We start from the raw sequence: 12,980 nt of genomic DNA on the forward strand, positions 1-12,980 counted from the left end.
GGCTATCAGAGCCGGCGACGGCAGCGTTGTTCAATATCGTCCAGTAACGGCGTTACGGCTTTACCGGTTAAATGGGCGTCCACCGGCAGATACCACCAGTCAGGCTGCGCAAAGTGACGGCATTTCACTGCGTCCTTTTCAGTCATTAATAGCTGCTGACCCGGCTGTAATAATCGTGTCAGCTCATCTTCACTGTAGGCGTGATGATCGGCAAAGGCGATCTCTGCAACCGGCGTAATACCCTGCTGTTTCAGCGTGGTGAAAAAGCGCGGAGGATGACCAATACCGGCCATGGCAACCACTGCGCCCAGTTGCTCAGGTGCGCGGGTTTCCCCGGTCAGCAGATTGGTGGCGAGTCCGGGCTGAAGTTGCATCGCAATCTCGTCACCCAGGGCCTTACCGCCATTAATGATGACGGCATCCACCTGCCGCAGACGATCGGCACGTTCACGCATCGGACCGGCAGGCAACCACCAGCCATTACCAAAGCGACGGACCCCATCAACCACCACGATTTCGCGATCGCGCTGCAGGGCGTAATGTTGCAGGCCATCATCCGTGATGATCACATCCAGCGGCCCCTGCTTCAGTAACGCTTCAATCGCCTGTCGCCTTTTGGGAGCAACCGCAACCGGCGCTCCGGTGCGCTGGGCGATCAGTACCGGTTCATCACCGGCCTGTTGCGTGGGGGTCTGCGCCGTGACCAGCAAAGGATAGTGGTCCGCCTTGCCGCCATACCCTCTGGAGACGACGCCAGCGCGCAGGCCACGTTGCTGTAACGCCTCGACCAGCCAGATGACCACCGGCGTCTTTCCATTCCCGCCGGCAGTCAGGTTACCCACCACCACGACCGGCAGAGGCGCACGCCAGCTTTTACGCCAGCCGCGCCTGTAACTGAAGCGTATCAGGGCCGTGATCGCGCCATACAGCAGGCTGAATGGCCATAGCAGTAGCCATAGCGGTGAGCGACCACTCCAGATACGTTCAATCATTGGCCGAACTGCATTTTATGCAGCTGTGCATAGGCGCCGCGTTCTGCTAACAGCACCTGATGCGTTCCGCGTTCAACAATCTGACCATCTTCGATCACCACGATTTCATCCGCTTTCTCAATGGTAGAAAGGCGGTGCGCAATTACCAGCGAGGTACGGTTCTTCTGCAACTCATCCAGTGCAGACTGAATCGCGCGTTCTGACTCGGTATCCAGTGCAGAGGTCGCTTCATCGAGGATCAGGATCGGACAATCACGCAGCAACGCACGGGCAATGGCGATACGCTGACGCTGACCGCCAGATAACAGCACGCCATTCTCGCCAATCATCGTATCCAAACCCTTATCCATTTTATTGATAAAGTCCATGGCATGCGCCATGGTGGCCGCCTGCTCGATCTCTTCACGACTGTATTGCTCACTGCGGGCATACGCGATGTTATTGGCAATCGTGTCGTTGAAGAGGTGCACATTCTGTGACACCAGCGCCACCTGATTACGCAATGAGCGCAGGCTGTACTCACGCAGATCATGACCGTCCAGCAGGATTTCGCCCTGCTGGATGTCATAAAAGCGGGTCAGCAGACTCGCCATCGTAGACTTACCGGAACCGGAACGGCCCACCAGCGCCACCGTTTTTCCTGCCGGCAGCGACAGATTGATATTGCGCAGGGCCGGAATTTCACGACCAGGGTAGGTAAAGGTCACATCACGGAATTCAATATCCCCTTTAGCACGGGTGATTTCGCGCGTACCGTTATCCACTTCCTGCTCACTATCCAGAATAGAGAACAGTGTCTGACAGGCCGCCATCCCACGCTGGAACTGGGCGTTGACGTTGGTCAGAGACTTAAGCGGGCGCATCAGGGCAATCATCGAGGAGAAAACCACGGTGATGGTACCGGCTGTCAGGGTATCCATGACGCTGGGGAAGCTGGCAGCATAGAGCACAAAAGCCAGTGCCAGCGACGCGATCAGCTGAATAATCGGATCGGAAATGGAGGAGGCTGAAACGAGTTTCATTCCCTGCTGACGCATCCGGTTACTGACGCGGGAAAAGCGCTCCGATTCAATGTCCTGTCCGCCAAAAATCAGCACTTCTTTGTGCCCTTTCAGCATCTGCTCGGCGCTGGTTGTCACCTGCCCCATAGTGTTCTGCATACTTTTGCTGATGGTGCGGAAGCGCTTAGAGACGGTGCGGATAGCAAAGGAGACGATAGGTGCCAGTACAATCAGGATCAGCGACAGTTGCCAGCTGTAGTAGAACATCATGATAAACAGGCCAATAATGGAAGCCCCTTCACGCACTACGGTGACCAGCGCGCCCGAAGAAGAGGAGGCGACCTGCTCAGAATCGTAAGTAATGCGTGACAACAGGGTGCCGGTTGACTGCTGGTCGAAAAACGAAACCGGCATGCCCATCATATGGCTGAACAGACGACGGCGGATGTTCATCACGACGTTGCCAGAGACCCAGGAGATGCAGTAGCTGGAGACATAACTGGTGACTCCGCGTACCAGCATCAGGCCAATAACCACTAACGGCAGCCACAGCATCACCGATCTGTCAGCTTTACCAAAACCATCATCCAGTAACGGTTTCAACAGTGAGAGCATTAAGGCGTCGCCCGCAGCATTAATAATCAGGGCGACTGAGGCCGCAATTAATCCCGCTTTATTAGGCGCGATCATCGGCCAGAGTCGGCGAAACGTCTGCCACGTAGAGAGATCTTTATCTTGATGCATTATTTATTCACGCTGTTGGAAATAGCCGGCCATTCTACCTGGATTCGCGTTTGACGCCAAACCACTGATGATACCAACGGGGCATTAATTGATCCCGCAAGGTCGAAACCTGCGCTCTGCCCTGCGCTATCCTGATACTGATTTGTCCTGACTGGCCCGTATCCAGCCACTGAAAACCGGCCGTTCGATAGTTTTCCAGCACATTTTTCGCGGGCATACGCCATGCATTGTAGCGTGCCAGCGAGGCGATAGCGGTGTGGCCTGCGGCTTTACGCAGCAGCAATGAGGTCGACGAAGTACGGCTGCCGTGGTGCGGGACCTGCAGAATATCGACCTTCAGCCCCTGCTTCTCCAGCGCCACCAGTTGGCGTTCCGCTTTCGCTTCAATGTCACCGGTTAACATCAGACGAACCTGACCATCATCGACGATCACCACACAGGAGTCATTATTTCCGCCCGGCAGGGGGGCCGTCAGCGGCCAGACCACCCGAAAGTGGAGCTGACGCCAGCGCCACTGCGTGCCCCGTACGCAGGGTAAGTGTGCCTCATCAGCCAGCGCACTTCTGACGTCAACCGCTGGCCAGCGTTGCGTAATCGCCTCCAGCCCGCCAGTATGATCCAGATGTTTATGACTCAGGATGACCTGTTTTAACCGTAACTGCCTGCGCTCCAGCCACGGAATGATCACCCGACTCCCCGCATTATCGTTCTGCCAGCGCGGGCCGGTGTCATACATTACGGCCTCGTCGCCCTGGCTGATCACCAGACTCAGACCGTGCCCGATATCCAGCATATCGATGCGCCAGCCCTGCTCCTGATTTGGCTGGCGACTCAGTATCATCGCCAGCGCTAACGCGCAGCTGCTTAGTGGCAGAGAGAAGAAGAGCTGCGCACGCCAGAGAATCAGGCCACCCCATACCATGACCGTAAACCAGGTTGTGCCACTCAGCGGCCACCAGCCTGGTGGCAGCAACGTCAGGCAATGAAACAGTGCGCGTAAAGAGAGATCGGCCGCTCCCCAGAAGAAGCCAGATAAATGCGCCACCGGTAGCAGCAGGGCGAGCGTCACCAGAGGCATGGTAATAAACGAGACGACCGGAATCGCGACAACATTCGCCACCAGCGCAGTCAGGCTGATGCCGTTGAAAATCGCCACCTGCAACGGCACCATTAAAATCATCATGCCCGCCTGCAAATGCAGTAGCTGTACCGGAATCCAGCGCCATTGATGGCGGAACTTTGCAGGCAGCGGGAACCAGTGATACCAGACCAGCAACATGCCGACAGCCAGTACCGAAAGCCAGAAGCTGTCAGACAGCACGGTCAGTGGATCCATCACCAGCAGCAACGCAATACAGAACGTCCAGATCTGCCAGCTGTTCAGCTGAACACCCGCAAGCCGTGTTATCGTCCATAGCGTCAGGGCGAGCAGAGAACGGGCTGCAGGAGGCTGCGCCCCTGAAAGCCAGGTATAGATTGCTGCAAACAGCCAGCTCACGATGAGGGGAAAAAGATAGCCGATAAAGCGGGCTGGCAATATAAACTGCACGCCTCGCGCAAGCACCCAGCCAGTGCTGGCTGCCAGGGCAATATGCATGCCCGATATCGCCATCAGGTGCGCCGTGCCGGTATCACGCAGTAGCTGGCGCGTCTGTGGGCTCATTTCTTCCCGGATACCAAATGCCAGCGCCTCCAGCGTGCCACGCGAAGGCATTTCACGGGTCCTGTCACGGTGCCCTACAATAAATCGCCAGCGGCCATCACAGCGATCGCTGATAGCATCCTGTTTAAGGATCCGCCCCTGAAGCGGCGTATTATTCGCGAGTGCAAAACGCTGTGCATCAAAGTCGCCTTCATTAAGGCGGGCATGGACCGGTCGCAGACGGAGGTGCATGGTCCAGCGCTGGCCCGGACAGTAAATCTCTGGATCAGTATCGAAAAAGAGCCAGGCAAAGCGAGGCGGAAATATCATCCTGCCCTGTTCTTCAAGCAGACGAACCCGGATTTGCTTCCGCTCTTTTCGCAGTTCACTGATCTGAAGGGTGTAGGTGGCAGGACGCGCCGAGAACTTTTCGATATCCCGCACCATCAGACGGGCGTCGTTACAGGCCCATGCCAGAAACAGCAGAGTAAGACCGGCCAGACGGACAGGTTGGTAAGGGCAATGCAGCAGAGCCAGTCCTGTGAGGAGGAAGCCCCACATCACCTCACCGGAAGGCAGCCGCGCCATCAGCAGTAGCGGTAACGTTGCAACGATCGCCAGTCGCGCCAGAATGGTCCATGTCAGCATAATCATATCCATTGATTCAGTTCGATTATTCTGGGCAATTGGGGAGAAATTAACAGTGGACAATGAGTGAGGCTGGAGCCGTTTCGCAAGGAGAGCGCGGCATTGCAGTGTGGATGACCGTAATCTGGATGTCAGGTCTCAACCTGGATAGCAGGCAAAAAAAAACGACATCCGGAGATGTCGTTTATCTGGTTCGGTATCGGCTTAGCCGTAGATATTTGCGCGATCGCGCAGTTCTTTGCCTGGCTTAAAGTGGGGAACGTATTTACCTTCCAGATCCACTTTGTCACCCGTTTTCGGGTTACGTCCAGTACGCGGAGCGCGATAGTGCAAAGAAAAGCTGCCGAATCCCCGGATTTCGATGCGTTCGCCTTGTGCCAGCGTAGTGGCCATATGCTCAAGCATCTCTTTTACTGCATCCTCAACGACTTTCGCCGGTATGTGAGTATGCTGTCCCGCCAGTCTTTCGATCAGTTCTGACTTGGTCATGTAACCTCCGGTTTATCCCTGTAGGAATGTATGACAGCTTTTACCGAAACCGGGTGGTTGCCCACCCGGTGCTTCAGGTCGATTACTCGCCTTTAGCCGCTTTGAACGCTTCAGCCATAGCGCTAGAGAAATTGCCTTCTTCCTGTTTGGTGTTAACAGTATTGATAGCTTCTTTCTCATCAGCCTGGTCTTTCGCACGGACAGACAGGCTTACGACACGGTTTTTACGATCAACGCCGGTGAACTTAGCTTCAACGTCGTCGCCAACGTTCAGAACCAGAGTTGCATCTTCAATGCGGTCCAGTGAAGCTTCAGAAGCGCGCAGGTAACCCTCAACGCCGTCTGCTAATTCAACTGTAGCACCTTTAGCATCAACTGCAGTCACTTTACCGGTGACGATGGCACCTTTCTTGTTCAGAGTGATGTAGTTGTTGAACGGATCTTCTGCCAGCTGTTTAACGCCCAGAGAGATACGCTCGCGCTCTGCATCAACCTGCAGTACAACGGCAGCGATTTCATCGCCTTTTTTGTACTCACGAACGGCTTCTTCGCCGGTCGCGTTCCAGGAGATGTCAGACAGGTGAACCAGACCGTCGATGCCGCCGTCCAGGCCGATGAAGATACCGAAGTCAGTGATTGACTTGATTTTACCTTCAACACGATCGCCTTTGTTGTGCGTCTCAGCGAACAGCTGCCATGGGTTAGATTTACACTGTTTCAGACCCAGGGAGATACGACGACGCTCTTCGTCAATGTCCAGAACCATAACTTCAACAACATCGCCTACGTTAACAACTTTAGACGGATGGATGTTTTTGTTGGTCCAGTCCATTTCAGACACGTGTACCAGACCTTCAACGCCTTCTTCGATTTCCACGAAGCAGCCATAATCAGTCAGGTTGGTAACACGACCGGTCAGGCGAGTGCCTTCCGGATAGCGTTTAGCGATAGCAACCCATGGATCTTCGCCCAGCTGCTTCAGACCCAGAGAAACACGGGTACGCTCGCGGTCGAACTTCAGCACCTTAACGGTGATTTCGTCGCCAACGTTAACGATTTCGCTTGGATGCTTAACGCGTTTCCATGCCATATCAGTGATGTGCAGCAGGCCATCAACGCCGCCCAGATCAACGAATGCACCGTAGTCAGTGAGGTTCTTAACGATACCTTTAACTTCCATGCCTTCCTGCAGGTTTTCCAGCAGCTGATCGCGCTCTGCGCTGTTTTCGGATTCGATAACCGCACGACGTGAAACCACGACGTTATTGCGTTTCTGATCCAGCTTGATGACTTTGAACTCAAGCTCTTTGCCTTCCAGGTGCAGCGTATCGCGCACCGGACGCACATCTACCAGTGAACCTGGCAGGAACGCACGGATACCGTTGAGCTCAACTGTGAAGCCGCCTTTAACTTTGCCGTTGATAACACCGGTAACAGTTTCAGCGTCTTCGTAAGCTTTTTCCAGCGTGATCCATGCTTCATGGCGCTTAGCTTTCTCACGGGACAGCAGGGTTTCACCGAAGCCGTCTTCCACTGCATCCAGAGCAACATCAACTTCGTCGCCTACCTGGATTTCCAGTTCGCCGGCTGCGTTCTTGAACTGCTCTGCAGGAATTGCAGATTCAGATTTCAGACCCGCATCAACCAGAACGACATCTTTGTCGATAGAAACGACGATGCCACGAACGATAGAACCCGGGCGGGTTTCGATTGTTTTTAAGGATTCTTCAAATAGTTGAGCAAAAGATTCAGTCATATTGATAATCTTCAGGATTCTTCAATTTAACGTCCATCTGACTTCATGTCGGATGGGGTTGTTTCACATGCCCGGCACCGGATCCGTGGTACAGGGTGATAAATTCAGTTAAGCCGGAATGCCCAGCTTCTTGCGGGCATAGTGTAGCGCTTTTTCAATGACCTGGTCGATAGACATCTCTGTAGAGTCCAGAACCAGTGCATCGGCAGCAGCGACTAAAGGCGCAATTGCGCGGTTACGATCGCGGTCGTCGCGTTCTTTTATCTCGGCTAAAAGGCGGTCAAAGTTAACATTAAAGCCATTTCCCTGCAACTGTAGCATACGTCGCTGAGCACGCTCTTCCGGGCTGGCATCAAGGAAAATCTTTACTGGCGCATCCGGGAAAACCACGGTGCCCATATCGCGGCCATCAGCGATCAGGCCCGGCATCTCACGGAAACCGCGCTGACGGCGCAATAACGCTTCGCGCACCCGCGGAAAGGCAGCGACACGTGAGGCGGTGTTGCTGACCTCCTGAGTGCGGATTTCACCGGTAACATCTTCACCTTCAAGTATGACCTGCATTTCACCATTTTGTGACAAAAAGCGCACATCAAGATGTGCAGCAATCGGCACCAGCGCTTCTTCAGATTCAATGTCCACTTGATGATGCAATGCCGCTAACGCCAGCACGCGATAAATAGCACCGGAGTCCAGCAGATGCCACTGCAGCGATTCTGCCATCGCTTTGCACAGGGTTCCCTTTCCCGCTCCACTTGGCCCATCAATAGTTATGACCGGGGCAGTTACTGTCATTATTCCCTCCTGTTGCTGCGTGCATTATGACCTTCAGGTCACCCTTAATGCTTAGCATTATACGCTGCATAGCAAGGCTTGGTTACCCTTTCGCACTGACCGGGTTCGAAACGTTAGTCAATTCAGAGGATATCGGTCAGGTTACAGCCAGATTAAATCAGGGGGAGACCCGGTGCGGAACCGCACCGGAAAGGCGATATCAGGCGTGCTGGCTGATTTTAGCCAGCTGAACAAAATAGTCCGGGAAGGTTTTCGCTGTACAGCCAGGATCGAGAATAGTTACTGGTGTATCGGAAAGGGCAACCAGCGAAAAACACATTGCCATGCGGTGATCGTTGTAGGTACCAATATCAGCATGAATCAGCGATGCTGGCGGTGTAATACGGATATAGTCATGACCCTCTTCAACTTCCGCCCCCACTTTACGCAGCTCTGTAGCCATTGCGCTCAGTCGATCAGTCTCTTTTACCCGCCAGTTATAAATATTACGTAACTGGGTCGTGCCGTCGGCAAACAGCGCGGTGGTCGCGATGGTCATGGCAGCATCCGGGATATGGTTCATGTCCATATCAATGGCCTGCAGTTTTCCGGCCGTGCAGGCAATGAAATCATCACCCCACTCAATCACCGCACCCATCCTTTCCAGCACATCAGCGAAACGGATATCGCCCTGCACACTCTGGCGTCCGATACCGGTGACGCGAACCGTGCCACCTTTTATTGCGCCGGCAGCCAGGAAATAGGAGGCGGAAGAGGCATCGCCTTCAACCAGGTAATCGCCCGGTGACTGATACTGTTGCTGTCCCTTAATCAGAAAGCGTTGATAGTTCTGATTCTCAACCCCGACGCCAAAGCACTGCATCAGATTGAGTGTGATATCAATATAAGGTTTGGAAACCAAATCGCCTTTGATAGTGATGCAGGTATCCTGCTGTGCCAGCGGCGCGGTCATCAGCAGTGCTGTCAGGAACTGACTGGAGACGCTGCCATCTACACTGACTTCCCCCCCGGTGAAACCACCGCGTAAACGCAGCGGCGGATAGTTTTCGTTTTCCAGGTACTCAATACTTGCTCCACCCTGACGAAGTGCATCAACCAGATGCCCGATTGGACGCTCTTTCATGCGGGGTTCGCCGGTCAGCTCAATATCGTGCTCGCCCAAACAGAGTGCAGCGGCCAGAGGACGCATTGCGGTTCCGGCATTGCCCAGAAACAGCGACAACGGTTGAGAGGAGTGCAGTGGCCCGGCATTTCCCGTCACTTCACACACGGTGCGATCGCTGGAGAGCGTATAGCTTACGCCCAGCGCGGTCAGCGCATTCAGCATATGCTTAACATCATCGCTGTCGAGCAGGTTGGTGAGACGGGTGGTACCTTCAGCCAGCGCAGCCAGCAGCAATGCGCGATTGGAAACGCTTTTTGAGCCGGGCAGATTTACGGTGCCATCGACGCGCGCGATCGGTTGGAGAGTCAGGGAGTCCTGCATGTGAAACGAAATCCTCAAAAAATACAGAGACCTCGCCCTATGACGAGGTCTGGCATCAGCATCAACGCTGATATCTTAATAATCAGCCGTGACGGCGTTCAAAGTCGACCATGAAATCGGTCAGCGCCTTCACACCTTCCAGCGGCATCGCATTATAAATAGAGGCGCGCATACCGCCTACTACACGATGGCCTTTAAGCGCATGCAATCCTGCCTTAAATGACTCTTCCAGGAACAGTGCATCGAGCGACGCATCCGCCAGCTGGAAAGGAATATTCATGCGCGAGCGATTTTCTTTAGCCACATCGTTACGGTAGAAGCCACTGTGATCGATAACGCCATAAAGCAGGTCAGATTTTGCCTGATTGATACGATCAATTTCGGCCACACCGCCCTTCTCTTTCAGCCATTTAAACACCAGGCCTGAGAGATACCATGCAAATGTTGGCGGGGTATTAAACATCGAATCATTATCGGCCAGCACTTTGTAATCAAGAATTGAAGGTACAGAGGCGTGCGCCTGACCCAGCAGATCGTCGCGAACGATAACCAGCGTTAACCCGGCCGGACCGACATTTTTTTGCGCACCCGCATAAATCACGCCATAGCGGCTCACATCGATCGGACGTGACAAAATGGTAGATGAGAAGTCAGCGACAACAGTTTTATTGCCGAAATCGGGCTGTTCATCAATGGCGATGCCATCGATAGTTTCATTCGGGCAGAAATGCAGATAAGCAGACGATTCACTCACCTGCCATTCGCTCATCGGCAGAATGGCACGTTTACCATCGCGAGTGGTTTTCACATCCAGCGTACGCGGAGAACAATACTTTTCCGCTTCTTTAATTGCACTGTGTGCCCAGTAGCCGCCATCGACATAGTCGGCGCTGGTCGCTTGCCCGAGCAGATTACCCGGTACTGCAGCGAACTGCGCACGCGCGCCGCCATGACAGAATAAAACTTTGTAATTAGCCGGTATTTTTAGCAGATCACGGAAGTCCTGCTCCGCTTCCTCAGCCACCTGAATAAACTCTTTACTGCGGTGACTGATCTCCATTACAGAGGTACCCAGACCGCGCCAGTTCGTCAGCTCCTGTTCTGCACGACGAAGGACTTCAACCGGTAGCATCGCCGGGCCAGAGCTAAAATTATAAACTTGCGTCATTTCCCCTCACCACTGTCATATCGAACGGTTATGAATAACCATCCGGTTTTATCACTGCATTCTGATAGCTGCAATCATAAATCAGGGTGCGGTCACATTTTCTGAATCCGGCTCGCCGGAGGTTATGTTACCAATGTAAATCTCAACGGAATTTTGTGAGGCTTTATCCAGCGCCATCAATTTGCGTTTGGCCAGAGTGCCGCTGTGATGAAAACTACGTCGGTAAACTAAGCCAGTAAAAATGTCCCGCCCTGATAGCGGTCAGTTAGCAAAATCCGTATCATGGCGCGCTTTACGCACCCTATGACAACAGAGAGAGCGGCACTATGACGCAAACATTTATCCCGGGCAAAGATGCCGCACTGGAAGACTCCATCGCGCGTTTCCAGAACAAGCTGCAGGATCTTGGCTTTAACATTGAAGAAGCCTCCTGGCTGAATCCTGTCCCCCACGTCTGGTCAGTACATATCCGCGACCGCGATTGCCCGCTCTGTTTTACCAATGGTAAAGGCGCCAGTAAAAAAGCGGCACTGGCCTCTGCACTGGGTGAGTATTTCGAGCGTCTCTCTACTAACTATTTTTTTGCTGACTTCTGGCTGGGGAAAAAGATCGCTGACGGTGATTTTGTTCACTATCCCAATGAAAAATGGTTTGCGTTACCAGAGGATGATTCCTTACCTGAAGGCATTCTGGATGCGCGCCTGCACGCGTTTTACGATGCCGACAATGCTCTGACGGCTTCCGGCCTCATTGATTTGCAATCCGGCAATGCTGAGCGTGGTATATGCGCTCTGCCCTTTACCCGCCAGTCCGATCAGCACACTGTCTATATTCCGATGAACATTATCGGCAACCTCTATGTTTCAAATGGCATGTCTGCAGGTAACACCGCAAATGAAGCCCGTGTTCAGGGGCTTTCAGAAGTGTTTGAGCGCTACATTAAAAACCGCATTATTGCGGAAGCAATCAGCCTGCCAGCGATTCCTGATGAGGTGATGCAGCGCTATCCTGACGTCATTGAAGCGATTGCGCGCCTTGAAGCAGAAGGCTTCCCGATTTTCGCTTATGACGCCTCGCTGGGTGGCAAATATCCGGTTATTTGTGTGGTACTGTTTAACCCGACCAACGGCACCTGCTTTGCCTCATTTGGTGCGCATCCTGATTTCGGTGTGGCGCTGGAGCGTACCGTCACCGAGTTGCTGCAGGGTCGCAGCCTCAAAGATCTGGATGTGTTTACACCACCGACCTTTGATGACGAAGAAGTGGCTGAACATGCCAACCTCGAAACACACTTCATCGATTCAAGCGGTCTTATCTCCTGGGATCTGTTTAAAGAGACGGCGGATTATCCCTTTGTCGACTGGTCTTTCGCAGGCAGCACCGAGCAGGAATTTGCTACGCTGATGGCGATCTTCGCTTCAGAAGATCAGGAAGTCTATATCGCTGACTACGAGCACCTGGGTGTTTATGCCTGCCGCATTATCGTACCTGGCATGTCTGATATCTACCCGGCGGAAGATTTGTTCCTGGCGAATAACAGCATGGGTGCTGGCATCCGTGCAACCCTGCTTGCCCTGCCTGACAGCAACTGGAATCCGGAAGAGTATCTGGATCTGATTGGACAGCTGGATGATGAAGGTTTTGACGACTTCACCCGTGTTCGCGAGCTGCTGGGTCTGGCAACCGGTAAAGACAACGGCTGGTACACGCTGCGTATTGGCGAACTAAAAGCGATGCTGGCGCTGGCGGGCGGCGATCTGGATCAGGCATTGATCTGGACAGAATGGACAATGGAGTTTAACAGCTCAATCTTTACGCCAGAGCGGGCTAATTACTATCGTTGCCTGCAGACCCTGCTGTTACTGGCAATGGAAGATGAGCGCGATCCGCTGCAATATCATCACGCCTTCCTGCGTATGTATGGTGAGAACGCAATGGAAGCGGCTTCCGCCGCTATCAGTGGTGAGAATCCGTTTAATGGGCTTCAGGCTGTGGATGAAGAGTTGCAGGCATTTCCGGCTCATCAATCCCTGCTTGCTGCATACGAAAAACTGCAAGCTGCCAAACGTCATTACTGGAAAAAAGCGTAAGGCATAACGCCTGACGCTGGAAACAGATAGCTCAACATGGCACTGGATTTATCTGGTGCCATAATTTTCCTCTATCTCAATGAAACATTAGCTGTAATAAAAATACCTTCCGCCACATTCCATTATTTTACTTAACATATAAGATATTAATTTATAACACCGCTTGAAT

General features: G+C 53.2%; 9 protein-coding genes. 1 reads left to right on the forward strand and 8 read right to left on the reverse strand.

Going from position 1 to position 12,980, the window contains the following annotated elements; translation table 11 throughout:
- Positions 1 to 5: 5 nt before the first annotated feature.
- The 8 genes from lpxK to serC form a co-directional block, all read right to left on the reverse strand.
- A complete protein-coding gene (lpxK, locus tag ACTJKZ_RS07840) occupies positions 6 to 992 on the reverse strand; it encodes a tetraacyldisaccharide 4'-kinase (protein WP_161736093.1) in 987 nt (328 codons plus the stop codon).
- Entirely contained in the window at positions 989 to 2,737 is a 1,749-nt protein-coding gene (gene msbA, locus ACTJKZ_RS07845) for a lipid A ABC transporter ATP-binding protein/permease MsbA (RefSeq protein WP_285085969.1), read from the reverse strand. The genes lpxK and msbA overlap by 4 nt, the downstream gene beginning before the upstream one ends.
- Before the next feature lie 34 nt (positions 2,738 to 2,771).
- Positions 2,772 to 5,027 carry a DNA internalization-related competence protein ComEC/Rec2 gene (locus ACTJKZ_RS07850; protein ID WP_285085971.1) on the reverse strand — a complete coding sequence of 752 codons (2,256 nt, stop codon included), beginning with the start codon at positions 5,025 to 5,027 and terminating at the stop codon, positions 2,772 to 2,774.
- A gap of 204 nt (positions 5,028 to 5,231) precedes the next feature.
- The gene (gene ihfB / locus ACTJKZ_RS07855) at positions 5,232 to 5,516 is read right to left on the reverse strand and encodes an integration host factor subunit beta (RefSeq protein WP_003849360.1); all 285 of its coding nucleotides are present in this window, start codon (positions 5,514 to 5,516) and stop codon (positions 5,232 to 5,234) included.
- A gap of 82 nt (positions 5,517 to 5,598) precedes the next feature.
- Complete coding sequence (gene rpsA / locus ACTJKZ_RS07860; RefSeq protein WP_003849352.1) at positions 5,599 to 7,272, reverse strand: 30S ribosomal protein S1; 1,674 nt, start codon at positions 7,270 to 7,272, stop codon at positions 5,599 to 5,601.
- A 108-nt stretch (positions 7,273 to 7,380) separates the two neighbouring features.
- Positions 7,381 to 8,067, reverse strand: a complete 687-nt coding sequence (cmk, locus tag ACTJKZ_RS07865; RefSeq protein ID WP_440829431.1) for a (d)CMP kinase — start codon at positions 8,065 to 8,067, stop codon at positions 7,381 to 7,383.
- 199 nt (positions 8,068 to 8,266) lie between these two features.
- A complete protein-coding gene (aroA, locus tag ACTJKZ_RS07870) occupies positions 8,267 to 9,553 on the reverse strand; it encodes a 3-phosphoshikimate 1-carboxyvinyltransferase (protein WP_161736095.1) in 1,287 nt (428 codons plus the stop codon).
- A gap of 82 nt (positions 9,554 to 9,635) precedes the next feature.
- Complete coding sequence (gene serC, locus ACTJKZ_RS07875; protein WP_161736096.1) at positions 9,636 to 10,721, reverse strand: 3-phosphoserine/phosphohydroxythreonine transaminase; 1,086 nt, start codon at positions 10,719 to 10,721, stop codon at positions 9,636 to 9,638.
- 326 nt (positions 10,722 to 11,047) lie between these two features.
- On the opposite strand from serC, the gene ycaO reads away from it, so the two are divergent.
- Positions 11,048 to 12,811, forward strand: a complete 1,764-nt coding sequence (gene ycaO, locus ACTJKZ_RS07880) for a 30S ribosomal protein S12 methylthiotransferase accessory factor YcaO (RefSeq protein WP_161736097.1) — start codon at positions 11,048 to 11,050, stop codon at positions 12,809 to 12,811.
- Positions 12,812 to 12,980 lie beyond the last annotated feature (169 nt).

The sequence above is a fragment of the Pantoea sp. 22096 genome (assembly GCF_052045955.1).
GTDB lineage: Bacteria > Pseudomonadota > Gammaproteobacteria > Enterobacterales > Enterobacteriaceae > Pantoea > Pantoea alfalfae.

Bases quoted from the DNA above. Each gene is read 5' to 3' on its own strand.
- msbA (WP_285085969.1), bottom strand. From the start codon at position 2,737: ATGCATCAAGATAAAGATCTCTCTACGTGGCAGACGTTTCGCCGACTC.
- serC (WP_161736096.1), bottom strand. From the start codon at position 10,721: ATGACGCAAGTTTATAATTTTAGCTCTGGCCCGGCGATGCTACCGGTT.
- aroA (WP_161736095.1), bottom strand. From the start codon at position 9,553: ATGCAGGACTCCCTGACTCTCCAACCGATCGCGCGCGTCGATGGCACC.
- cmk (WP_440829431.1), bottom strand. From the start codon at position 8,067: ATGACAGTAACTGCCCCGGTCATAACTATTGATGGGCCAAGTGGAGCG.
- ACTJKZ_RS07850 (WP_285085971.1), bottom strand. From the start codon at position 5,027: ATGCTGACATGGACCATTCTGGCGCGACTGGCGATCGTTGCAACGTTA.
- ihfB (WP_003849360.1), bottom strand. From the start codon at position 5,516: ATGACCAAGTCAGAACTGATCGAAAGACTGGCGGGACAGCATACTCAC.
- lpxK (WP_161736093.1), bottom strand. From the start codon at position 992: ATGATTGAACGTATCTGGAGTGGTCGCTCACCGCTATGGCTACTGCTA.
- ycaO (WP_161736097.1), top strand. From the start codon at position 11,048: ATGACGCAAACATTTATCCCGGGCAAAGATGCCGCACTGGAAGACTCC.
- rpsA (WP_003849352.1), bottom strand. From the start codon at position 7,272: ATGACTGAATCTTTTGCTCAACTATTTGAAGAATCCTTAAAAACAATC.